Origin of the sequence: Nocardioides sp. WS12, from assembly GCF_014108865.1 — a bacterium.
Lineage (GTDB): Bacteria > Actinomycetota > Actinomycetes > Propionibacteriales > Nocardioidaceae > Nocardioides.
In genome coordinates this window covers 664,016-684,504 of the sequence record NZ_CP053928.1, presented here as the reverse complement: position 1 = coordinate 684,504, position 20,489 = coordinate 664,016, and the positions used below count along the sequence as shown (strand labels likewise).

At 69.6% G+C, this 20,489-nt stretch carries 26 protein-coding genes and 1 riboswitch; of the genes, 12 read left to right on the top strand and 14 right to left on the bottom strand.

Translation table 11 applies throughout. The features are described 5' to 3' along the window. Positions 1–91 precede the first annotated feature (91 nt). The 3 genes from HRC28_RS03080 to HRC28_RS03070 are packed head-to-tail and all read right to left on the bottom strand — an operon-like array spanning position 92 to position 1,597. On the bottom strand, positions 92–433 hold the full coding sequence (locus HRC28_RS03080; RefSeq protein WP_182378731.1) for a DUF2784 domain-containing protein: 342 nt from the start codon (positions 431–433) through the stop codon (positions 92–94). Positions 434–481: 48 nt separating this feature from the next. Beyond that, positions 482–754 (bottom strand): hypothetical protein, encoded by a 273-nt coding sequence (locus tag HRC28_RS03075; RefSeq protein ID WP_182378730.1) that lies wholly within the window; start codon positions 752–754, stop codon positions 482–484. A gap of 42 nt (positions 755–796) precedes the next feature. Continuing rightward, the gene (locus HRC28_RS03070) at positions 797–1,597 is read right to left on the bottom strand and encodes an SDR family oxidoreductase (protein ID WP_182378729.1); all 801 of its coding nucleotides are present in this window, start codon (positions 1,595–1,597) and stop codon (positions 797–799) included. Positions 1,598–1,685: 88 nt separating this feature from the next. Here HRC28_RS03070 and HRC28_RS03065 point away from each other — a divergent pair, with 88 nt between their 5' ends. Then, positions 1,686–2,546, top strand: a complete 861-nt coding sequence (locus HRC28_RS03065) for an aldo/keto reductase (RefSeq protein WP_202033206.1) — start codon at positions 1,686–1,688, stop codon at positions 2,544–2,546. Here the strand turns inward: HRC28_RS03065 and HRC28_RS03060 are convergent. After that, positions 2,543–3,214 (bottom strand): DUF305 domain-containing protein, encoded by a 672-nt coding sequence (locus HRC28_RS03060; RefSeq protein WP_182378728.1) that lies wholly within the window; start codon positions 3,212–3,214, stop codon positions 2,543–2,545. The genes HRC28_RS03065 and HRC28_RS03060 overlap by 4 nt on opposite strands. A 90-nt stretch (positions 3,215–3,304) precedes the next feature. Here HRC28_RS03060 and HRC28_RS03055 point away from each other — a divergent pair, with 90 nt between their 5' ends. The 5 genes from HRC28_RS03055 to HRC28_RS03035 all read left to right on the top strand — a co-directional run bounded on the left by HRC28_RS03055 (position 3,305) and on the right by HRC28_RS03035 (position 8,457). Beyond that, positions 3,305–4,822 (top strand): hypothetical protein, encoded by a 1,518-nt coding sequence (locus tag HRC28_RS03055; RefSeq protein WP_182378727.1) that lies wholly within the window; start codon positions 3,305–3,307, stop codon positions 4,820–4,822. Positions 4,823–4,917: 95 nt separating this feature from the next. Beyond that, on the top strand, positions 4,918–6,405 hold the full coding sequence (locus HRC28_RS03050; protein WP_182378726.1) for a DHA2 family efflux MFS transporter permease subunit: 1,488 nt from the start codon (positions 4,918–4,920) through the stop codon (positions 6,403–6,405). A 112-nt stretch (positions 6,406–6,517) separates the two neighbouring features. Continuing rightward, the gene (locus HRC28_RS03045) at positions 6,518–6,967 is read left to right on the top strand and encodes a DoxX family protein (RefSeq protein ID WP_182378725.1); all 450 of its coding nucleotides are present in this window, start codon (positions 6,518–6,520) and stop codon (positions 6,965–6,967) included. A gap of 42 nt (positions 6,968–7,009) precedes the next feature. Next, the gene (locus HRC28_RS03040) at positions 7,010–7,678 is read left to right on the top strand and encodes a hypothetical protein (protein ID WP_182378724.1); all 669 of its coding nucleotides are present in this window, start codon (positions 7,010–7,012) and stop codon (positions 7,676–7,678) included. A gap of 47 nt (positions 7,679–7,725) precedes the next feature. Continuing rightward, on the top strand, positions 7,726–8,457 hold the full coding sequence (locus HRC28_RS03035) for a hypothetical protein (RefSeq protein ID WP_182378723.1): 732 nt from the start codon (positions 7,726–7,728) through the stop codon (positions 8,455–8,457). Positions 8,458–8,517: 60 nt separating this feature from the next. Here the strand turns inward: HRC28_RS03035 and HRC28_RS03030 are convergent, their stop codons facing one another. Genes HRC28_RS03030 through HRC28_RS03020 form a run of 3 tightly spaced genes read right to left on the bottom strand, consistent with a single transcriptional unit; the run spans position 8,518 to position 10,860 of the window. Next, a complete protein-coding gene (locus tag HRC28_RS03030; RefSeq protein ID WP_182378722.1) occupies positions 8,518–9,279 on the bottom strand; it encodes a MerR family transcriptional regulator in 762 nt (253 codons plus the stop codon). Between the two features lie 4 nt (positions 9,280–9,283). After that, the gene (locus HRC28_RS03025; protein ID WP_182378721.1) at positions 9,284–10,072 is read right to left on the bottom strand and encodes an ABC transporter permease; all 789 of its coding nucleotides are present in this window, start codon (positions 10,070–10,072) and stop codon (positions 9,284–9,286) included. Further along, a complete protein-coding gene (locus HRC28_RS03020; protein ID WP_182378720.1) occupies positions 10,069–10,860 on the bottom strand; it encodes an ATP-binding cassette domain-containing protein in 792 nt (263 codons plus the stop codon). Before HRC28_RS03020 ends, HRC28_RS03025 begins: the two co-directional genes overlap by 4 nt. Before the next feature lie 76 nt (positions 10,861–10,936). On the opposite strand from HRC28_RS03020, the gene HRC28_RS03015 reads away from it, so the two are divergent. From HRC28_RS03015 to HRC28_RS03005, 3 genes are read left to right on the top strand one after another with little or no spacing between them, the layout of a single operon-like run. Continuing rightward, positions 10,937–11,311: an MmcQ/YjbR family DNA-binding protein gene (locus tag HRC28_RS03015; protein WP_182378719.1), complete on the top strand. Its 375-nt coding sequence runs from the start codon at positions 10,937–10,939 to the stop codon at positions 11,309–11,311. A 59-nt stretch (positions 11,312–11,370) separates the two neighbouring features. Beyond that, positions 11,371–11,748, top strand: a complete 378-nt coding sequence (locus HRC28_RS03010; RefSeq protein WP_182378718.1) for a DoxX family protein — start codon at positions 11,371–11,373, stop codon at positions 11,746–11,748. Positions 11,749–11,762: 14 nt separating this feature from the next. After that, on the top strand, positions 11,763–12,389 hold the full coding sequence (locus HRC28_RS03005) for a hypothetical protein (protein ID WP_182378717.1): 627 nt from the start codon (positions 11,763–11,765) through the stop codon (positions 12,387–12,389). Here HRC28_RS03005 and HRC28_RS03000 read toward each other — a convergent pair. Next, the gene (locus tag HRC28_RS03000; protein ID WP_202033205.1) at positions 12,361–13,440 is read right to left on the bottom strand and encodes a HAMP domain-containing sensor histidine kinase; all 1,080 of its coding nucleotides are present in this window, start codon (positions 13,438–13,440) and stop codon (positions 12,361–12,363) included. The genes HRC28_RS03005 and HRC28_RS03000 overlap by 29 nt on opposite strands. After that, positions 13,433–14,107, bottom strand: a complete 675-nt coding sequence (locus tag HRC28_RS02995; protein ID WP_182378716.1) for a response regulator transcription factor — start codon at positions 14,105–14,107, stop codon at positions 13,433–13,435. The genes HRC28_RS03000 and HRC28_RS02995 overlap by 8 nt, the downstream gene beginning before the upstream one ends. Positions 14,108–14,197: 90 nt before the next feature. On the opposite strand from HRC28_RS02995, the gene HRC28_RS02990 reads away from it, so the two are divergent. Genes HRC28_RS02990 through HRC28_RS02980 form a run of 3 tightly spaced genes read left to right on the top strand, consistent with a single transcriptional unit; the run spans position 14,198 to position 15,559 of the window. Further along, on the top strand, positions 14,198–14,797 hold the full coding sequence (locus HRC28_RS02990) for a M15 family metallopeptidase (RefSeq protein ID WP_182378715.1): 600 nt from the start codon (positions 14,198–14,200) through the stop codon (positions 14,795–14,797). Continuing rightward, positions 14,794–15,411 carry a VanZ family protein gene (locus tag HRC28_RS02985; RefSeq protein WP_182378714.1) on the top strand — a complete coding sequence of 206 codons (618 nt, stop codon included), beginning with the start codon at positions 14,794–14,796 and terminating at the stop codon, positions 15,409–15,411. Before HRC28_RS02990 ends, HRC28_RS02985 begins: the two co-directional genes overlap by 4 nt. Positions 15,412–15,418: 7 nt before the next feature. Continuing rightward, positions 15,419–15,559, top strand: a complete 141-nt coding sequence (locus tag HRC28_RS02980; protein ID WP_182378713.1) for a hypothetical protein — start codon at positions 15,419–15,421, stop codon at positions 15,557–15,559. Here HRC28_RS02980 and HRC28_RS02975 read toward each other — a convergent pair. From HRC28_RS02975 to HRC28_RS02955, 5 genes are all read right to left on the bottom strand, one after another. Then, positions 15,531–16,220, bottom strand: coding sequence for a (2Fe-2S) ferredoxin domain-containing protein (locus HRC28_RS02975; protein ID WP_182378712.1), 690 nt, complete (start codon positions 16,218–16,220; stop codon positions 15,531–15,533). The two genes, HRC28_RS02980 and HRC28_RS02975, sit on opposite strands and share 29 nt — an antisense overlap. Next, positions 16,217–16,984 carry an ABC transporter ATP-binding protein gene (locus HRC28_RS02970; protein WP_182378711.1) on the bottom strand — a complete coding sequence of 256 codons (768 nt, stop codon included), beginning with the start codon at positions 16,982–16,984 and terminating at the stop codon, positions 16,217–16,219. Before HRC28_RS02970 ends, HRC28_RS02975 begins: the two co-directional genes overlap by 4 nt. Then, on the bottom strand, positions 16,981–18,054 hold the full coding sequence (locus tag HRC28_RS02965) for an iron chelate uptake ABC transporter family permease subunit (RefSeq protein WP_182378710.1): 1,074 nt from the start codon (positions 18,052–18,054) through the stop codon (positions 16,981–16,983). Before HRC28_RS02965 ends, HRC28_RS02970 begins: the two co-directional genes overlap by 4 nt. Further along, positions 18,054–19,061 (bottom strand): ABC transporter substrate-binding protein, encoded by a 1,008-nt coding sequence (locus HRC28_RS02960; RefSeq protein ID WP_182378709.1) that lies wholly within the window; start codon positions 19,059–19,061, stop codon positions 18,054–18,056. The genes HRC28_RS02965 and HRC28_RS02960 overlap by 1 nt, the downstream gene beginning before the upstream one ends. A 57-nt stretch (positions 19,062–19,118) precedes the next feature. Beyond that, positions 19,119–19,302, bottom strand: a riboswitch (cobalamin riboswitch). A 119-nt stretch (positions 19,303–19,421) separates the two neighbouring features. Continuing rightward, complete coding sequence (locus HRC28_RS02955; RefSeq protein WP_237111676.1) at positions 19,422–20,447, bottom strand: RNA polymerase subunit sigma-70; 1,026 nt, start codon at positions 20,445–20,447, stop codon at positions 19,422–19,424. Positions 20,448–20,489: the final 42 nt, after the last annotated feature.

The window sequence follows — 20,489 nt, the reverse complement described above, 5'->3', positions numbered from 1 at the left end:
CGATGCGAGAGCCTCGATTCCGCCCCTTGCAGAGCCCGAATCGATGTGTTATTTGAGATGGCTCGACAGAACGGGCGCGACGAGACTCGGGTCAGCGGACGACGAAGCCGAGCCACGAGCCGACGACGAGCGTCCCGACCAGGACCTCGACCCGGCGGGCGATCTTCGCGGGGTAGACGTTGCCCTCGAAGTAGTGCGCGATGAAGCCGCGCTCACTCATCAACGGCCGGCCCGCGCCCTCGCGGCCCCAGTCCTCGATGCGGGACAGCGGGCATGCCGCGCGCGAGATCGACATCCGGCCTCCCCAAGCCGCAGCGGCGAGGTGGGGAAGGAACACCCACGGCATCATCCAGGCGAGGAAGCCGCCGAGGATGGTGAAGGCAACGAAGACCATGTGGACGCCGCACGCTGCGGCGGCCACGAGTCTGTGCATGCCTCGACACTAGAGCCGCCGTGGTGGCGTCCCCTCATCCGCGCAGGCTCAGCGGAAGAACCCGCCCGGCCGCTCGGCCGTGTCGTCGAGGGCGCTGCTGTTCTTCCACTCCGCGAAGGTGCTGCGGGCGTCGAGGTCGATGCCCGGATTCGCGCGGGCGTACTCCGCGACGGCGACGGCTGGATCGACGCGTTCGCGGCGTTCGATCAGCCGCTGGTAGGCCACCAGCTGCCGAATGGGATAGGCCGTCGCTGGGCGGTGGGTGTGCGTGCTCGGCCGCGTTGCGGTGTGCACGCCGGTGCGTTCATGATCCCGAGTCATGTGCTCCACGCTAACCGCACCCTCGGTGGAACGCGCAACCCGTCAGCGCAGGCCGGGGTGGCTCTTCGTGAGGATCGGCAGCAACAGCGTGCGGGGTGTGACCTGCGCGAGCGCGGCGGCGGCGCGGTTGACCTTGCCGGGGATCACGACGAGGCGGCCCTTCTCCATGCCCTCGACAGCAGCAAGGGCGACGTCGCGCGCGGACACCCACATCACGCTCGGCAACGCGGCCTCGGCTTCTTCCTTGGTGAAGCCGGCGCGTTCGCCGAAGCCGGTGTCCACCGGGCCGGGGCACAGGGTGGTCGCACTGACGCCGGTGCCGCGCAGTTCACCGGCCAGGCTCTGCGTGTACGACAGGACGAAGGCCTTGCCGGCGCCGTACCCGGCCTGACCGGGCAGGGGCTGGAAGGCCGCCGTCGACGCGACGTTGAGGACGGCCCCCTCGCCGCGCTCGACCATGCCGGGCAGGACCCGGCTGCAGAGGTCGGCCACGGCGACGACGTCGACCTCGATCATGCCCATCTCGGCGATCGGGTCCGACGCACTGACCGGCCCCATCGTGGACAGGCCGGCGTTGTTGATCAGGATGTTCGGGACGCGGCCGTTGGCGGCGACCCGGTCGAGGAGCCCGGCGCGGCTCGGTCGGTCGGACAGGTCGGTGGCGAGCACGTCGGCACCGCTGGTCAGTTCGGCGGCCAGGGCCTCGAGCTTGTCAACGGACCGGGCCACCAGGGTCACGTGGTGCCCGCGGCGGGACAACTCACGCGCGATCTCCGTGCCGATGCCGGAGGAGGCCCCAGTGACGATCGCAGTGGTGTCGGGGCCGGGCAGGGGCAGCGTCATGCGCACACCCTAGGAGTCCCCTGGGGCTGGCTTCGTCGAAAGATCGCCGGTTGACCTCAAGTCTGATTGAGGTCCTAGCCTCACGATCATGACTCCATCGCCGCTCTGGTCGGCCGACAACCCGCCCCGCCAGGGCCTCGGCCTGATGCGCTTGCGGGACCCCGAACCGGGTGGCGCGAGGGAGCCGGACCGGGATCCCGTGGCCGTCGTCCACGCAGCGCTCGACCAGGGCGTCACCCTGCTCGACACCGCCGAGATGTACGGAAACGAAGAGCTCGTCGGGCGCACCATCGCGGGACGGCGCGACGAGGTACTCCTCTGCACGAAGTTCGGCGTGGTGTGGGGCGACGGCGGCGACTGGAGTGTTCGCGCCGATGCCGCGACCGTCGTGCGGTCCTGCGACACGAGCCTGCAGCGGCTGGGTGTCGACGTCATCGACCTCTACTACCTGCACCACCGAAGCGATGAGACCCCCATCGAGGAGACCGTCGGCGCGATGGCGGACCTCGTCGCCGCCGGGAAGGTCCGCGCCATCGGGCTGTCCAACGTCACCGTCGAGGACGTGCGCCGGGCCGATGCCGTGCACCACGTCACCGCTCTCCAGGAGCAGTGGTCGCTCGTGGCCAACGCTGCGGAGGCCTTCCTCCCCGTCCTGAAGGAGCTGGGCATCACCCTCGTTGCCCACTCGCCGCTGGGACATGGCCAGCTGTCGGGCGACGACACTCCCTCAGCCCTGCGGGCTGCCCTTGCCGGGCCTGCGGCCCGACTCGAGGTGCCGACGGGCCAGGTCGCGCTGGCCTGGGTCCACCACCAGCAACGCAGGCACGACCAGGCCGTTGTGCCCCTTCCGGGCGCGACCAGCATCAGCCACGTGCGGGCCAACGTCGCGGCCGCGTCGATCAGCCTGACCGACGACGAGCTCGCGATCCTGGACGCCGTCCGCTCCTAGAGCTCGGCCAGCAACGCCTTCATCCGGTCGATCTCGGCGCCCTGCCCGATCACGATCTCGTTGGCGATCTCGGTGACCTGGACGTCGGTGCCGCCCGTCGCGACGGTGTCCGCCATCGTGATCGCGCCTTCGTGGTGCTGGATCATGCCCTCGAGGAACAGCCGGTCGAACTCCGCGCCGCGGGCGGCCTTCAGGGCAGCGAGCTGCGCATCGGTGAGCATGCCGTGCATCGTGTCGTGGCCGTGCTCGCCGTGGTCGAAGTCGGCCGGGTCGTCCTTGGCCGACGGTACGGCGACGCCCTTGTTCTCGAGCCACGCCGCCATGGTCAGGATCTCGGGACGCTGGGCGGCAAGGACCCGGCGCGCGATTGACTTCACGGCGGGCGACTCCGCCCGCTTGGGGGCCAGCTTCGACATGGTCAGCGCCTGCGCGTGGTGGGGGATCATCATCTGCATGAAAGCCACGTCGTCGTGGGCGAAGTCGGACTGCTTCACGATCTGACCGGGATCGACCGTGGTGGCATCCTCCCCCGGCCCGCCGGGCTGCACGACCTGCGGCGAGGACCCGCTGGCGGGATCCGCGTCGTTCTCCTTCTCCAGACAGCCACTCAGGGAGAGCGCCGCCACGAGGACGACGAGGGCAGAGCCGAACGACCGAGACCGAGACACCGAGAAGCTCCTCAAAGGGGTTGCGTGAAAGCCTCACCATAGGCGAGGGTCGAAGTTCGGATCCGCAGCCAACTTTTCTCGGGAGTGAACATGGCGATCCCTGTCCCTCTGCGCCTGCGCAGGCTCGGCGTCACCACGCTGGGCGTGCTGGCCCTCGGCATCACGGCAGTGACCCTGCCCGCCGACGCCCATGACGGCGACCACGACAAACCAGCCGCGGCCTGTCCGCCCGGCCAGGAACGCGCCGCCGAAAGAGCCGGCGACAACTTCGACGACGCCTGCCAGCCCGGCCAGGACATCGCGCAGCTCGACGACAGCGCCGCGGTCCTCAAGCCCGGCGAGGTCGACAAGAGCCGCAACATCACGTTGCTCGCCAACCTCCCCAAGTCGGGGGCGTTCACGGCCGAGTCATCGTTCGAGACCGACCTCGCCTTCCAGGGCGACTACGCCTTCCAGGGCAACTACGACGGCCTGACCGTCTATGACATCCGCAAGCCGCACAAGCCGAAGATCGTGACCCAGGTGCTCTGCCCCGGGTCGCAGAACGACATCTCGGTCTACGGCGACCTGCTCGTCCTCAGCGTCGACTCCAGTCGCAGCAACAACACCTGCGACAACGTGCCCCAGTCGGCGACGATCAAGGAGTCGTGGGAGGGCATCCGGGTCTTCGACATCAGTGACCCGACCTCCCCGCAGTACGTCGCCGCGGTCGAGACCGCGTGCGGGTCCCACACCCACACGCTCGCCCCGTCGAAGGACAACAAGGACGTGTTCGTCTACGCGTCGTCGTACGCACCGAACGCGAGCTTCCCGGACTGCCAGCCGCCGCACGACCAGATCAGCGTGGTGAAGGTGCCGGTCGATGCACCCGAGGACGCGGCGATCGTGAGAACGCCCGTGCTCTTCCCCGAGGGCGGAAACCCCGCGGGTGGCTACTCCCGCGAGACCTCCGGCTGCCACGACCTCACGGCGTATCCCAGCAAGGACGCCATGGCTGGTGCCTGCATGGGTGACGGCGTGCTGCTCGACATCTCCGACCGGGCGAACCCGGTGGTGACCGAGTCGGTCCGTGACACGGAGAACTTCGCGTTCTGGCACTCGGCCACGTTCAACAACGCCGGCACCAAGGTCGTCTTCACCGACGAGCTCGGCGGCGGCGGTGGCCCGACCTGCAACCCGACCGTGGGTGACGTGAAGGGTGCCGACGGCATCTACGACATCGTCGACGGCAAGCTGCAGTTCCGCTCGTACTTCAAGATCCCGCGGACCCAGGCCAACACGGAGAACTGTGTGGCCCACAACGGTTCGCTGGTGCCGGTCAAGGGTCGCGACATCATGGTCCAGGCCTGGTACCAAGGCGGGATCTCGGTGTGGGACTTCACCGACTCGGCCAACCCGAAGGAGATCGCGTACTACGACCGCGGCCCCCTCTCGGAGGAGCGGCTGATCCTCGGCGGATCGTGGTCGGCGTACTGGTACAACGGCCACATCTACTCCAGTGACATCCAGCAGGGCTTCGACGTGTTCAAGGTCAACGACCCGCGCGTCGCCCCGGCCCAGGGTGTGTCCATCGGCGAACTGAACGTGCAGTCGCAGACGTCGTACTGATCGCCTCCGACCGCTGGAGCCCCCGCCAACTCTGGGCGGGGGCTCCAGTGCGTTCGACTTGACCTCAACAGAAGTTGAGGTTGGACGGTAGGTCCATGACCGCTGTCGCCAGTCCCTCCGTCGCGTCACGGAGCGCCACCACCGTCGCCCTCACCGTCATCGCCGGGACGGTGATGATCCCGCTCGATGTCACCGTCGTCGCCGTCGCCCTCGCCCCCCTCGCCCAGGAGATGGATGCCTCCCTGCCGGTGATCCAGTGGGTGAGCACCGGCTACACGCTCGCGCTGGCCAGCGTGATCCCTGCCGCCGCCTGGGCGATCAGGAGGTACGGCGCCCGGTCGGTCTTCCTCGCAGCGATTGCCCTGTTCACCGCGGGCTCTGCGCTGGTCGCCACGGCCTGGGACGCACCGAGCCTGATCGCGTTCCGGGTGATCCAGGGCTTCGGCGGCGGATTCGTGATGCCGGCCGCGATGACCCTCGCGCTGCGTGCCGCACCGGTCGGGGACAAGGGTCGGGTGATGGCGCTGCTCGGTCTGCCCATCCTGGTCGGACCGGTGCTCGGTCCGCCGCTCGGTGGCTGGGTCCTGGACACCCTGTCGTGGCGCTGGATCTTCCTGGTCAACGTGCCCGTCGGCCTGGTCGCGCTGTGGCTCGGGCGACGCAACCTGCCCGCACTGCCGGGCGACCCGACAGTGCCGCTCGACCGCGCCGGCCTGTTCCTGCTGGCTCCGGCGATGGCGTCGCTCGTGGTGGGGACGTCGCTGTCCGAGGGCAGCCTCTCGGACCTCCGCTCGGTGCTGCCGATCGGGCTGGGACTGGTGCTGCTCGCGGCGTTCGTGCGGCATGCGCTGACTGCCGTCGTACCGCTGCTGAAGGTGCGCCTGCTCGGGGTACGGGCGACGGGCGGCGGTGCCTTGCTGCTGGTGCTGTTCGCCGGCGGCTACTTCTCGACGCTCATCCTGGTGCCGCTCTACTTCCAGGTCGCCCGGGGCGAAACGGCAACCACGGCCGGGCTGCTGATGGTTCCGCAGGCTGTCGTCGCCGGGATCTCGATCCAGGTGTCCGGCCGACTGATCGACCGGGTGCCGCCCGTGCGGGTCATCTCGACCGGGATCGCGCTGGCCGTGATCGGCTACGGCGGCTTCACCCTGCAACTGGCTGCCGATGCGTCGTACTGGTCGCTGGTGCCGTTCCTGATGCTCGGCACGACCGGGGCCGGAGCGACCATGCTGCCGACGATCACGCTGGCGACCCGGGACCTGGCCGACGACGACATCCCGTCCGGCAGCACGATGATCAACGTCCTCAACCAGCTGGCCACCTCGGTCACCACGGCCGCTGTGGCGGTCCTGCTCGCGGGCCAGTTGTCGACGCGGCTCCCCCAGTTGGGCGACGACGGGATCGGCGACCTGCAGCGGCTGTCTCCGGCGGAACGACTGGTCCTCGCACCCGACGTCAGCGCGGCGGTGCAGTCGGCGTTCTGGCTCCCGGTCACCATGATGGCGGCGGCGCTGGTCGTTGCCCTGGTGGTGCTCCGGCCCCGCCGAAGCCCGGACCGCACCACCACCAGACCGGAGACCTGACCGGAGGTGCACGGGATTCCTTCAGGAACCCCACAGGTTCGTGCGGCAGCATCTGGATGAAGGTTCAACTACCTTGAGCCGCTCATCAATGACGCCCTACTCGGAGGCCCCCATGCACGCACTTCTCGGATTCAGCACGCCCGCTGCCCTGCGCGACATCGTCCTGCTCGTCGCCCGCCTGGGTCTGGGCGTCGTGCTGCTCACCCACGGCCTGGACAAGCTCGAGTCGGGCTTCGGCCCCACCGCCGACGGCTTCGCGGCCATGGGGATCCCGATGCCGGAGGTCGCGGCCGGCTACGCGCTGGTGGCGGAGATCGGTGGCGGCGCCCTGCTCATCGCCGGGCTGCTCACCCCGCTGGCCGGGCTGCTCGTCGTGGGCCAGATGGCCGGCGCGTTCTGGTACGCGCACCGCGGCACCGAGGTGCTCTCTTCGGCCGGTGGCTGGGAACTGGTCGGTGTGATCGGGTTCCTCGCCCTCGTCCTGGCCGGCACCGGAGCCGGCCGGATCTCCCTCGACCGGCTGATCGTCGGGCGCACCGAGCCCGCCCCGATCACCAGCTGACCCCCGGTCGAATCGGCCCGGGTCCGGTGGGAGGCTGGATCCATGCACGACGAGTCCCACGCCTGCCAGTCGACCGCTTCGGGGACCACCGAGGTCGGGACGCAGCTGGCGGGGTGGCTCGAGGAGCTCGACCTCGCCGAGCACCTGAGCGAAGCCGGCCTGCCGACCTTCGAGCGGGACGCCGACGGGAACGCACAGTGGCGCGACCCCGCGACCGGGCTGCCGATGAACGACGAGCAGATCCAGGCACTGGACCAGATGCTGCACCAGGACGGCGACGACCCGGCGCACGCGGTCCCGCTGGCGCTCGTGCAGTTGCGGCGGCAGGCGCAGGTCCGCACGACCCTGCTCGCCACGACGTCGCACAGCTACGCGAGCCTCGCTGAGGTTCGGGGCACATCGGAGAACGCGACCCGGTTCGCCGTACACAAGGCCGCGGAGCGGAAGGCCCTGCTGGTCGTGTCGCACGACGGCGGAACCCTGATCCCTGCGTTCCAGCTGGACGATTCCGGCGAGGTCCGGGCCGAGCTCGGCCCCGTGCTCGAACCGCTGCTCGCCTCGACGATGGATGCATGGCAGGTGTGGGCGTGGCTCACCCAGCCGGCGGGCCTGCTCGGCGGCGCGGTCCCCCACGAGGCGGCGCGCGACGGTGAGGAAACCGCGATCGTCCAGCACGCCGCCGTACGACTGGCGGAGCGAGCGGGTCGTTGACCGACGGCCCGGTGGACGCGGACCTGGAGGATCGCATCCTGTCTGTCTTGCCGTACGGGTCGGCGGAGGATCGAATTGCCCTGCTGTTCACGCTGGGCCGTGTCGGCGGCACCCGCGCCCTCGAACTGCTCGTAGCCATCGTCGATGGCTCGGCGAAATCGTCTGGCGCGGAGCGCGACTCCGCGTTGCAGGCTCTCGGCGCCCACCAATCGGCAGCGGACCACGTCCACCTCTATGCGCTCGCCCTCAAGGAGCGGAACCTGCACAACCAGACCGTCGGCCTGATGCTGCTGCGGCGCTGGGACACGAGCGGAGCAGCCGCTCCTGCGGTGACGGAGTGGGTCCGACGACGGCTGAAGGGCCGCGCGGCGCGGAAGATCACCGACTTCGCCGAGTTCCCCATGTCTGTCGGCTACTTCGCGGGCATCGACGACCTCGCCCCTCTGGCGTCGCTGTTCGAGCAGTACGACGACCAGGTGGATGGTGTCGATCGTCTGGTGCTGGAGTTCATGTGGCCGCGCGAACAGCGGCAGCGGTGGGCGAACGGAGCCGAAGGCGACCGTCCCGACCTCACTGGTCTCGGAGACTTCGGCCACTCGCACCAGTTCTACCTCCGTTTCGACGCGTCGTTGGCCGGGATCGAGAACCTCCAGTTGCCGCCTGAGATCACCGCCGAGGAGGTAGCGCAATGGGTGGCTGAAGGACAAGCGGAATGGGACGCGGAACTCCCCCAGCTCCTGACCAGGCTGGAGCGACGCCGGGACAAGGCTCGCTCGTAGCCCACAACGTCAGACGAATTGGCTGCTTGAGCGACCAATTCGTATGACGTCCTGAGCCACTCAGATCCGCTCGAGCTTCGTCCACCCGGTCCAGCCGCGCTCCTCGAGGAGTCCGAGCAAGGTGCGGGCGAGCGGCACCGCGTCGAGGAACACTGCGTCGAGCAGCTCCACCAGGTCGCCTGGCAACGGGAAGTCCTCCCACTCCTCGACGTCGGCGGGCTCGCCAGCCTCGAACATCGCCACCATCCGGTCCGCGAACCCCGGGAGACGCGGGTCGTCGGGCGCCCAGTCGAGCGCTTCGTTGAGGTCACGGTAGAAGTCAGCGACGACCGGTTCGTCCAGTTGGTTTCCCTTGAGCTCCATGAACAACGGCATGTGCTCCGGCAGTTGCGCCGCCACGAGGATCCAGGCATCGCGCTCACCCTCGATCAGGCGTTCCGAGACGCCGGCGGCCCGCAACCGGTCGAGGTAGGCCACCGCTTCGGGCGGCAGGGCGAGGTTGTCGCCGGCCGCAAGCTGGGCGATCCGCTCGCGGTGCCGCTGCCGCTCCCGGATCTCGGCCCGCAGCCGCTGGTCGATGTCGGTCACCGCAGCCGCGAACTCGTCCGGCTCGGCGGCCAACAGTTCCTGGACCCGCGCGAGGGGGACGCCGGCCTCCGCCAGCGTGCGGATCTTGATCAGATCGGCGACCGCCCTGGCGTCGTACCGCCGGTAGCCGGAGTGGTCCCGCTCGGGCTCCGGCATCAGCCCCTTCGCGTGATAGTGGCGTACGGCGCGCACCGTCACTCCGGCGTACGACGCCAGCTCACCAATCGTCAGCATGGGATCAGCGTGCCTGAGCCCGGGCGAAGAGTCGGCGCGCCCACGCGAAACTCAGCACGGTGATCAGCACGCACCAGCCGATCGCCCACGCCAGGTCGGCACCCGGAGCACGGCCCTCGAAGCAGGCACGGAGGGTGTCGATGATCGGCGTGAAGGGCTGGTTCTCCGCCACCCAGGCCAGTCCGGTCGACATGGACTCGGTCGGCACGAACGCGCTGGAGATGAAGGGCAGCAGCACCAGGAACATCGGGCTGTTGCTGGCCGTCTCCACACTGTCCGCGGCGAGGCCAAGGGCAACGCAGAGCCAGGTCAGCGCGATGGCGAGCAGGGTCAGGACGCCGATCGCCCCCAGCCAGCCGACCGGCCCGGCATCCGGACGCCAGCCGAGCGCGACGGCGAGCAACAGCACCACCGTCAGGGCCAGGGCGGTCTGCACCAGCGCAGCGAGGACGAGTCCGGACAGCACCGACGACTTCGCGATCGGCATCGTCCGGAACCGGTCGATGATCCCCTCGGTGGCGTCCTTGGCGGCATAGATCGCGATGCTGAGCGCGACCGAGCAGACGGTCACGAGCAGGATGGCCGGCGACACGTAGGCGAGGTAGTCGTCGCGACCGCCGCCGCCGGGCAGTCCGGCGCCCATGGTGCCGCCGAAGACGTAGACGAACAGCAGCAGGAAGAGCACCGGCTGGGCGATCAGCATGATCGTGAGCGACGGGTAGCGGACCATGTGCTTGAGGTTGCGGCGCAGCATGGTGACCGAGTCGCGGGCGGTGAGGGCGAGCGTGGTCATCGGACCGTCTCCTTGTCGTTGTCGTCGGTGTCGTCGGTGCTGTCGGGGGTGGCGGGGTGACCGGTCAGGGCCAGGAAGACGTCGTCGAGGGTCTCCCCTCCGGCCAGGGCCTTGAGCTCGGCTGGGGTCCCCTCGGCGACCAGCCGGCCGTTGTCGAGGAGCCCCACCTGGTGCGCGAGTTGGTCGGCCTCCTCGAGGTACTGGGTGGTGAGGAACACCGTCACCCCCTCGGTGAGCAGTTCGCGCACGATCTGCCACAGGTCGCGGCGGCTGCGCGGGTCGAGCCCGGTGGTCGGCTCGTCGAGGAAGATCAGCCGCGGCCGACTCACCAGCGTCATGGCCAGGTCGAGGCGCCGCTTCATGCCGCCGGAGTACGTCGCCGCGCGGCGATCGGCGGCGTCGGTCAGGCCGAAGCGCTCGAGCAGTTCGCTGGCGCGGGCCGCGGCGTCCCGCTTGGGCAAATGCGCGAGATCGACCATCAGCCGGACGTTCTCCCGGCCGGTCAGCAGCTCGTCGATCGCCGAGAACTGCCCGGTCACCCCGATCGAGCGTCGTACGCCGTCCGACTGGGTGCGGACGTCGTACCCGGCAACGGTGGCGACGCCGCCGTCGGCCGAAGTGAGGGTGGAGAGGATGCGGACGATGGTGGTCTTGCCGGCGCCGTTGGGGCCGAGCAGGGCGTAGACGGTGCCCTCCGGGACGGAGAGGTCGACGCCGTCGAGGACGGTGTGGTCGCCGTACGCCTTGCGCAGTCCGGCGACCTCGATGGCAGGTGCTGTCGTGTTCATGCACCCACCATCAAGGGTTGACGCTACGTCAGGGTCAAGCCCTGTTGTCGTAGGCCGGTGAGAGGCTGGGAGAACCATGGCAACGATCGAGGACGTGCGCGGGCTGGGCTCCGAGCTCGAGCGCTCCTACGAGGTCTACGTCCGCCATCGGTTGAAGTTCCGGGTCAAGCAGATCGTGTACGTCGCGTTCTCGCTCGACGAGACCGTGATGGGCTTCGCGTTCCCCAAGGAGGAGCGCGCAGGCCTGGTGGCCGGCAACCCCGACAAGTTCCAGATGCCGCGGGAGTCCGACCTGCGCTTCCACTGGGTGCACGCGAACCTGGCGGCGCTGGACCCGATCGAGGCACGTGAGTTCGTGGTCGACGCGTGGCGGATGGTGGTACCGCAGAAGGTCGCGCGGGCCTACGACCTCACCCATCCCGAGGGACCGGGCGAACCGCCGGACTCGTGAGTCAGGTCCACTAGCCTCGACAGAGACCGGAACACTCGAGTTCCGCTGAAGGAGTCACCGTGAACGTCGTCGTCTGGATCGTCTCGGGCCTGCTGGCCGCCCTCTTCCTCATGGCCGGCACCATGAAGCTGGCCAAGTCCAAGGAGCAGATCCTCGCTGACCCGAAGATGGGCTGGGCGGAGGACTTCTCCCCAGGCATGCTCAAGGTCATCGGTGCAGCAGAGGTCGCCGGCGGACTCGGTCTCATCCTGCCGGGCGCCTTTGACATCGCCACCTGGCTCGTCCCGGCCGCGGCGATCGGCCTGGCCGTGACGATGGCCGGTGCAGCGCTGACCCACGCTCGCCGCAGTGAATGGTCGAGCGCCGTGTTCACCGTGGTCCTGCTGGCCCTCGCCGTCTTCGTCGCGATCGAACGGATCGGCCCCCAGGCCTTCTGATCGATCGACGTCTCATGCCCGCCGCCGTCTTTGCCCACGTCAGGGACGCGATCCTGCTCGAGCTGGCCCTGTACGGGTGCCTGGCCCGCTGGATCATCCGGCGTCCCGCCGTACCCAGGGGCGCGACGCCGATCGGCTACGCCCAACTGGTCGGCCCGATGCTGTGGCTGTGGATCTTCGGCTCCGCGACCGAGGCGGTCGTGGTCGAGGTGGTGCTGCGCCAGATCGACACCGGGTGGGCCGAGGCGATCCGGCTGCCGTTCCTGGTCGTCGGGATCTGGGGCGTGCTCTGGATGCTCGGCCTGATGGCGTCGTACCGGATGCGTCCGCACCTGCTGACCGACGACACGTTGCGCATCCGCAACAGCGCACGGACCTGGGTCGACGTACCCCTCGCTGCGATCGCCAGCACCCAGTCGGCGGAGCACGAACTGCCTGGCATCGTGAAGTCGGTGCACCTCGATGGCGGCCTGCTCCTCGTGGGCGTCGGCAGCCGCACCAACCTCGAGTTGAAGCTCACCGAAAGCACCGTGCTGCGGACGTCGAAGGGCGACGTCACCGCCGACCGTGTCGACCTCTGGGTCGACGACCCGCGGGGGGTCGCCGCTCAGCTCAGGGCCGGGCTGGCAGCACCACGCTGACGACCAGGCCGCCCTCGGGGCGTGGCGTCAGGGTGAGCGTGCCGTCGTGCGCGTTCACGATGCTCTGGACGATGGCCAGCCCGAGGCCGATGCCGGCGTGATCGGTGCGGATCCGCTGATTCCCGCGCTGGAACGGCTCGACGAGGGTCGCCACCAGTTGCGGCGTCAGCGTCTCGCCCGTGCTCTCGACCGTGAGTACGACGCCCGCGGGATGAGCACCGGTCCGTACCCACACCGCTCCGTCGGCGGGCAGGTTGTGCACGATCGCGTTGTGGACGAGGTTCGTCGTCATCTGCAGGAGGAGGGCCTGCGAGCCGGTGGTCAGCGCCTGGTCGCCGGACGTCTCGATGGTGAGACCGCGCTTCTCGGCCAGCGGGAGCAGCGTCTCCGTTGCTTCTTCGGCAGCGAGTGACAGGTCGACGACGCCGCGCGCGAAGGCCTGCCGGTCGGCGCGGCTGAGCAACAGCAGCGCCTCGGTGAGGTCGATGGCGCGCGCGTTGACGTGGTGCAACCGGTCGATGAGTTCGTCGACGTTGCGGGTCGGCTCGTTGCGGGCGACCTCGAGCAGGGTCTGCGTGATCGTCAGGGGCGTGCGCAGTTCGTGCGAGGCGTTGGCGGCGAACCGCTGTTGCTCGGCGACGTGCGCCTCGAGGCGCGCGAGCATCGCGTCGAAGTCGTCGGCCAGTTGGCGGAACTCGTCGTTGCGCCCCTCCATCTCGATCCGGTGGGAGAGCGAGCCGGTGGTGGCCTGGCGGGTGGCGCGGGTGATCCGGTTCAGCGGTGCGAGCATGCGTCCCGCCAGGAACCAACCCCCGACAAGACCGAAGACGAGCAGGAAGGACATCGCCTGGATCGCCCGCGGGGTGAAGGCCTTCTGGAGATCGGTACGCGACGGCCCGAACGACGGCTGGAACGCGGCCTGGTCCGGCACGTAGCGCAGGAGGAACACCCAGACGGTGGCGAGCAGCAGGCCGCCCGCGACCATCAGGAAGCCCGCGTAGCTGAGGGTGAGCTTGAGGCGGACGCTCGGGCCCCACGGCCGCCTAGCCACGGTCCGCCACGTCCTCGATGCGGTACCCGACACCCGGCACCGTCGCGATCAGCCACGGTTCACCGAGCCGCTTGCGCAGGGAGGACACCGTGATCCGCACGGCATTGGTGAACGGGTCGGCGTTCTCGTCCCATGCCCGCTCCAGCAGCTCCTCGGCACTGATCACACCCCCGTCGGCACCGACGAGCACCTCGAGTACGGCGAACTGCTTGCGCGTGAGCGCGACGTACCGACCGTCGCGGTAGACCTCGCGCCGGAACGGATCGAGGCGCAGACCGGCGATCTCGCTGACGGGCGGCCGGTTGTGGGCGCGCCGGCGGTCGAGCGCCCGGAGCCGGAGCACCAGCTCGCGCAGGTCGAACGGCTTGGTGAGGTAGTCGTCGGCGCCGAGCTCGAACCCGGTGGCCTTGTCGTCGAGCCGGTCGGCCGCAGTGAGCATCAGGATCGGCATCCCGCTTCCCGACGCGACGATCCGCTGGGCGACCTCATCGCCCGACGGACCGGGGATGTCGCGGTCGAGCACGGCGATGTCGTAGGTGTTGATGCTGAGCAGTTCCAGCGCCGTGTCACCGTCGCCGGCGATGTCGGCCGCGATCGCCTCCAGCCGCAGGCCATCGCGGATGGCAACGGCAAGCAGGGGTTCGTCCTCGACGATCAGCACGCGCATGGCAATGCCGATGCTACGAGTCCCCGCATATCGCCGGCATATCGAAAACCCGATACGCCCCGGCAACGCCGCCTTGCCTTGGCTGGACCCATGACCTACGCCAAGACAGTCGCGATCGGGACGATCGTGCTCTTCGCAGCGATCGCGGTTCCGCTGAGCCAGCAGGTGCTGGGCTCCACCGCTTCCACGATCACGACACCGTTCGACGCCTTCCTCGGTGGCAACAGTGGTGCCCTGGGTGAGGACGGCGGTGAGCTCCCCGATGGCGTCACCGTCTTCGACGACACCTACCCGGCCGTGGCCAACCTCGACTCCGACCTCCTGCAGGCGCTCCGCGATGCGGCCGACGACGCCGCCGCCAGCGGCATCACCTTCCAGGTCAACAGCGGCTGGCGCTCCGAGGCCTACCAGGAGAAGCTGCTCGACGATGCCGTCGCCGAGTACGGCTCCCGCGAGGAGGCGGCCCGCTGGGTCGCCACCCCCGAGACCTCGGCCCACGTCTCCGGTGACGCCGTCGACATCTCCCAGGGCGAGGCCACGAGCTGGCTGGCACGGCACGGATCGTCGTACGGCCTCTGTCAGATCTATCGCAACGAACCCTGGCACTTCGAGCTGCGGACCGAAGCGACCCGGATCGGGTGCCCGCGCCCGTACGCCGACCCGACCGAGGACCCGAGGTTGCAGCAGTGAGGGTCCACGGCGTGCAGGACATCCTGGGTACGGCGACGGGTATCGCCGTCGGTGCTGTGGCCCTGGTTCCCCTTGCCCTGCTGGGGATCTGGGCACTGGCCCGGCTGCGCATCTCCGCTGGTGCGCCGCCGGCGCGGGCCTGGCGCAGGTCGCTCGCCGAGGTCGGACTCGTGTACGGAACGGTGCCGTGGGTGTGGATGACGATGCTGCCCGGCAACCAGGCGGGACTGGTCACGGGAGCGGTGAGTCTGGAGCCGTTCCGCGACCTCGAGACGATGTCCGACATCCAGGTGGTCGGCAACCTCGTGCTGCTGTCGGCGCTGGGCTTCTTCGCCCCGCTGCGGTTCCGGGCGCTGGCGTCGCTGCCGCGGATCGTCGTGCTCGCGGCCTTCTCTTCGGCAGCGATCGAGACCGCCCAGTTCGTGCTCAGACTGGACCGGGTCTCGTCGGTGGACGACGTCCTCCTCAACACCGCCGGCGCAGCCGTGGCCGCCGTACTGTCGTGGCCCTGGTGGGGACCGGACAGCCCGGACCTCCCCCACCCGACCACGGATCGGCAAACGCGCGCGTCGTCCGTCTGCTTGGATGCGGGAGAAGTCCACTCCGAGCGATGAGGAAGTCATGTCAGCGGACAAGAAGCAGCAGCGCAAGGAGCAACTCACCCTGCTCAAGGAACTGGCCAAGGGCGCGCGGAAGGACCCCAAGGGCGCTGCGATCTTCTTCCGGGACATCATCAAGGAGAAGATCTCGAAGAAGCGCTGAGACCCGGCGCCGGGCGCTGGCGCGACGCCCGCGGCAGTTCGAACGGTGACGCCGTCCCGTCACTGAAGGCGTCGGTCAGGGCAGGTACGTCGTCCGGGTGAACCCGCCCGAACCACCGGTCGTCCGGTTGTACGACGACCACCGGGGCCTGGTTGCACGGGAACATGCACCCGGTCTGGGTGACGAGCACGTCGTCGTCACCCAGTCCGCGGGCCCGGAGTTCGGCGTCGATCGCTGCGCTCGTGTCGGCTGATCCCCTGGCCGCGCAGCGCGGTCCCCGGCAGACCAGGACGTGGTGCCGGTGACCTGGGACCGCTTCCCAGCCCGGCGAGGTGAGCGTGTCCTGCGACTGTGCGTCGCGCCCCTGGATCTCGACGTCCGCATCCGGGTGGGTGGTCAGCCAGAACGCGACCACCCGGGTCAGCCAGGACCGGGCCGGTGCGGTGCCACCGACCGGCACCCGGGTGACCCGGATGCGGCGCTCACCGGCGGCGTGGAGGCGATCCAGTTCGGCCGCCAGGGACGGGGAAGCCCCCTGGAGGTAGGCATGGGTCGCGCCGACGGCCTCCGCCAGTTCGGCCAGTTCCCGGTCCCGAGCCGCCGCATCGACGGCCATCGCAACGAGCACGAGCGGCGTCGACGGCCCGGTCATCCCGGTCATGCGCTGTCCCGGTGGTGCCACACGACGTGCAGCCGCCCCGACTCCGGGTGCGGGCCGACGGACGTCTGCACGCCGTAGACCTGCTGGATCGTGGCCGGCGTCAGCACGTCGGCCGCGGCACCCGACGCCACGACCGCGCCGTCCTGGAGCAGCACCAGCTGGTCGCAGAACGCGGCCGCGAGGTCGAGGTCGTGCAGCGCCGCGATCACCGTGAGCCCCAACCGCCGTACCGTGGTGAGGAAGTCGATCTGGTGGCCCAGGTCGAGGTGGTTGGTCGGCTCGTCGAGGATCAGGATCTCGGGTTCCTGCGCCAGCGCCCGGGCGAGTTGCACCCGCTGGCGCTCGCCGCCGGACAGGGTCTGCCATCGGCGGTCCAGCAGGTCGCCGACCTCGGCCAGCCGGATGGCCCGGTCGATCGCGTCCCGACCCTCGGTGCGGGACGCGGGCCAGCGGCCGCGGTGCGGGATCCGCCCGAGCTCGATCACCTGGCGGACCTGCAGGTCGAGCCCGGTGACGGAGTGCTGTTCGAGCACCGCCACCCGGCGTGCCCGGTCCCGTGCGTTCAGGCGATGCAGGCTCTGCTCACCGAGGTGCACCTCGCCGGCGTCCGGGCGACACAGCCCGGCAAGGATATGCAGCAGGGACGTCTTGCCTGAGCCGTTCGGCCCGAGCAGGCCGGTGACGGTGCCGGGCGAGCACTCGAGGGACACGTCCTTGAGGATCGTCCGCTCGGGGACGCCCCACGTGATCTCCGCGGCCCTCATCGCGCCCGCTCCCGTCGCAGGAGTACGGCGAACACGGGTGCACCGAGCACGGCCGTGACCACGCCGATCGGGATCTCCTGGCCGTCGATGATCGAGCGGGCCGCCGTATCGGCCCACACCAGCAGGATCGCTCCGACCAACGCACTCAACGGCAGCAGCCGACGGTGGCTCGGTCCGACGAGGAGCCGCACGACGTGAGGCACGACGAGTCCGACGAACCCGATGGCGCCGGTGTAGGCGACGAGGCTGGCGGTCACCAGCGCCGTACCCGTGAGCAGGATCCAGCGGGTCCGGTTCACCGCGACCCCGAGCGAGTTGGCCGCCGACTCACCGAAGGCGAAGGCGTCGAGGTCCGAGGTGAAGGCGAGGACGGCGACGGACGCCACCACGGCGACGACGAGCAGCAGGATCGCCGAGTCCCAACGGAGGCCGGCCAGCGATCCCATCGTCCAGGCCAGCACGCGGCGGGCGGCGTCGTGGTCGCCGCTCATGATCGTGACGAAGGACGTGTACGCCGCGCACACCTGCCCGATCGCCACACCCGCCAGCACCGTGCGGGCCGGCGGCAGGTCGCCTGCCCGCCCGGTCGCGAGCAGCAGGACCGCGGCGAGGGCGCCGAGGGCGCCGAGGAACGAACCGAGGGTGAGCATCGTGGTGGCGAGCAGGCCGCCGACCGAGACACCGAGCACCAGCACGCTGACGGCACCGACGGCCGCGCCGCCGGAGATGCCCAGCAGGTAGGGATCCGCGAGGTCGTTGCGGGTGAGTGACTGCAGCACCACACCGACGAGCGCCAGCGCCGCGCCCGTGGCCGCGGCACCGAGGACCCGGGGCATCCGCAACTGCCACACGATCTGGTCGTCGAGCAGGGAGACGTCCCCGCCGAAGCCCGAGCGCTGGGCGATGACCTCGAGCACCGTCGAGGTCGGGATCGGGACCGACCCGATCCCCACGCCCATCACCACGCTGACCACCAGCACACCGACGAGCAGCGCGCCCAGGCTGATCACGCGCAGGCCACCGGTCGCGCCGAGCCCGAGGGCCCGGCGCGACGAAAGCGCCACGGACATCAGCGCTTCAATTCCTCGAGCTGCCCGGCGACGTTGACGGCGCCATCAGCGAGCCGCACTCCCGGCGTGGTCTCCGAGAACGGCAAGGCGACGAATGCCCCGGCCTTCACGGCACGCATCGTGCTGAGCACGGGATCATTCTTGAGGTAGGCGATCTTCTCCTTCGCCGTCGACCACGAGGCGTCGGCCAGGACGATCACGTCGGGGTCGGCCGCAATGACCTTCTCCCACGCGACATCGGTCCAGCCGTGCGGGATGTCCGCGAACACGTTGGTCGCGCCGACCGCATCCAGGATCAGCTGCGGGCCGCCCTCCCCGGTGCCGACGTACGGCGTCTTGTCGCCCGAGTCGTACCAGAACACGTCGACGCCAGCGCCGGGCTTCTCGGCCGCGAGTTCCTCGAGCACCGCCGCTTGCTCGGTGCGGATCGTCTCGGCCCGCTTCGGGACGCCGAACGCCTTCGCCACCAGGTCGATCTCGTCCCAGACGGTCTCGAACGTGGTGCCACCGACGGGCTTCGCGTCGCCGTCGCCGCACCCGAAGAGCGAGGTCATCGACGCGATGCCCAGGTCCTCCAGCTGCTTCTGCGAACCAGCGGCCTCGTCGTCGTACGCACTGATGTAGGAGCCGTAGACGAAGTCCGGCTTGGCGCTGATGACGGTCTCGTGGTCGGGGTACTGCTCGGAGAGGACCGGCACCGCGTCGTAGGCCTCCTTCCACTTCGCGGGGACGGCGTCATCGATGTACGCCGTTCCTGCGAGCTGGTCCTCGACGCCGAGAGCGAGCGCGACCTCGGTCGCGCCCTGGTTCATCGTGATCGCCCGGGTGGGCCTGGCGTCGAGGGTGGAGGTGAAGCCACAGGTGGTGACCTCGACCGGGTACCCATCCGTGGTGGACGACGCCTTCTCCTCGGACGGAGCGCCCGCGCAGGCGGTGAGCACCGAGGTGAGCACCGTCAGGAGCGAGACGGAGGCAAGGGTCGCCAGGGGTCGGGAAATGCGCATCATGAGTTCTCATCTCATGTCGAGACCTTTGTCGCGAGGCCTGTTGGACAGATCACGCGGACGTTGTCGCCCACGGCCAGCAGGTCTTCGGACTCGGGATCATCCAGACGAAGCGCCTTCCCGGATCGCATTGATCCAGTGGCAAAGTGCCTCGCCCGTCACCCTCACCGCTGCGCGTCAGTCCCGGATTCTCACCGGGTTCCCTGACTCCCTTCGGAGTACGACTGGCGCTGCGAACTTAGCAGGGCCAACTCAGGCAACCCTCAGTCGCACGTCACTCGTGTGCGTCGTACCAACCATTTTCGGGGCGGTATCAGCCGAGGTGCCCCGAATTTGGTTGGTACGACGCCCGGCAGGTTCGGTTCACAGCTCCTCCGGCAAGCCGAAGCGCTCGAACATCTCGGGCCCGAAGGTGAGCATCTCGGCGACCAGCCCACCCTCGACCCGCAGCACGTCCAGGGCCAGCGCTTCGTAGGTCGTGGCGCCGGGCGAACGGTGGTACGCCGCCACGGCCGGCTGGCCGTTCGCCGTCGTGATCAGGCACCGGAACGCGGTCGGCTCCAGCTTGTCGAGCCCGCCGTCGATCCAGGTCTGGACGACCGCTGCGCGACCGACCCACACGCCGACCTGCGGCGGCATCGCGAACCTCACGTCGTCGCGCAGGAGGTCCGCCAACCCGTCGAGGTCGAGGTTCTCGAGATGCTCGACGTACCTCGACACCAGGGTCTGCTCCGCCTCGCTCAACCCTTGCCCCGCGCGGGCACTCCAGTCGAGCCGACCATCCGGCAGGTGCTGGCGCATCGTGGCCCGGGCCCGCGCGAGCGCGCTGTTGGCCGAGGCCAGCGTGAGTTCAAGGGCGTCGGCCGTCTGCTGGGCCGGCCAGCCGAGCACGTCGCGCAGGATGAGTACGGCGCGCTGCCGTGCGGGCAGGTGCTGCACGGCCACGATGAACGCCAGTTCGATGGTCTCCCGGGCCACGACCTGGGTGTACGGGTCGTCCGGCTGGCCATCGGGCCACGGCTGCAGGTAGAGCACCTCCGTGCCCGTCCCGCCCACGCCGTGCAGATCGGCCGGCACGGGCGTACGGTCACGCCTCTTCTCGATGAAGTCCAGGCAGGCGTTGGTCGCGATCCGGTACAGCCAGGTGCGCAACGACGCCCGCCCCTGGAAGGACTCCCGCTTCGCCCACGCGCGAAGGAAGGTCTCCTGCGTGAGGTCCTGCGCGTCGTCGTACGACGCAAGCATGCGGTAGCAGTGGACCAGCAGTTCGCGTCGAAAGCGTTCGGTGAGCAACGCGAACCGACCACCGTCATCGGTGCGCGCTGCCTGCATGAACTCGGCTTCATCGGCGCCGATCGGCCCGGTCGGGGTTGGTGCGGTTGTCTCCACGGTTCACTCCTGTGGTCGCTTGAACTGTCGCAGGTAACGACG

Coding starts and splice junctions, on each gene's coding strand:
- HRC28_RS02970 (WP_182378711.1), bottom strand. CDS start 16,984: ATGAGGGCCGCGGAGATCACGTGGGGCGTCCCCGAGCGGACGATCCTC.
- HRC28_RS02965 (WP_182378710.1), bottom strand. CDS start 18,054: ATGTCCGTGGCGCTTTCGTCGCGCCGGGCCCTCGGGCTCGGCGCGACC.
- HRC28_RS02960 (WP_182378709.1), bottom strand. CDS start 19,061: ATGATGCGCATTTCCCGACCCCTGGCGACCCTTGCCTCCGTCTCGCTC.
- HRC28_RS03055 (WP_182378727.1), top strand. CDS start 3,305: ATGGCGATCCCTGTCCCTCTGCGCCTGCGCAGGCTCGGCGTCACCACG.
- HRC28_RS02995 (WP_182378716.1), bottom strand. CDS start 14,107: ATGCGCGTGCTGATCGTCGAGGACGAACCCCTGCTTGCCGTTGCCATC.
- HRC28_RS03065 (WP_202033206.1), top strand. CDS start 1,686: ATGACTCCATCGCCGCTCTGGTCGGCCGACAACCCGCCCCGCCAGGGC.
- HRC28_RS02980 (WP_182378713.1), top strand. CDS start 15,419: ATGTCAGCGGACAAGAAGCAGCAGCGCAAGGAGCAACTCACCCTGCTC.
- HRC28_RS03025 (WP_182378721.1), bottom strand. CDS start 10,072: ATGACCACGCTCGCCCTCACCGCCCGCGACTCGGTCACCATGCTGCGC.
- HRC28_RS03080 (WP_182378731.1), bottom strand. CDS start 433: ATGCACAGACTCGTGGCCGCCGCAGCGTGCGGCGTCCACATGGTCTTC.
- HRC28_RS03050 (WP_182378726.1), top strand. CDS start 4,918: ATGACCGCTGTCGCCAGTCCCTCCGTCGCGTCACGGAGCGCCACCACC.
- HRC28_RS02990 (WP_182378715.1), top strand. CDS start 14,198: ATGACCTACGCCAAGACAGTCGCGATCGGGACGATCGTGCTCTTCGCA.
- HRC28_RS02975 (WP_182378712.1), bottom strand. CDS start 16,220: ATGACCGGGATGACCGGGCCGTCGACGCCGCTCGTGCTCGTTGCGATG.
- HRC28_RS03020 (WP_182378720.1), bottom strand. CDS start 10,860: ATGAACACGACAGCACCTGCCATCGAGGTCGCCGGACTGCGCAAGGCG.
- HRC28_RS03015 (WP_182378719.1), top strand. CDS start 10,937: ATGGCAACGATCGAGGACGTGCGCGGGCTGGGCTCCGAGCTCGAGCGC.
- HRC28_RS03045 (WP_182378725.1), top strand. CDS start 6,518: ATGCACGCACTTCTCGGATTCAGCACGCCCGCTGCCCTGCGCGACATC.
- HRC28_RS03070 (WP_182378729.1), bottom strand. CDS start 1,597: ATGACGCTGCCCCTGCCCGGCCCCGACACCACTGCGATCGTCACTGGG.
- HRC28_RS03040 (WP_182378724.1), top strand. CDS start 7,010: ATGCACGACGAGTCCCACGCCTGCCAGTCGACCGCTTCGGGGACCACC.
- HRC28_RS03005 (WP_182378717.1), top strand. CDS start 11,763: ATGCCCGCCGCCGTCTTTGCCCACGTCAGGGACGCGATCCTGCTCGAG.
- HRC28_RS03030 (WP_182378722.1), bottom strand. CDS start 9,279: ATGCTGACGATTGGTGAGCTGGCGTCGTACGCCGGAGTGACGGTGCGC.
- HRC28_RS03075 (WP_182378730.1), bottom strand. CDS start 754: ATGACTCGGGATCATGAACGCACCGGCGTGCACACCGCAACGCGGCCG.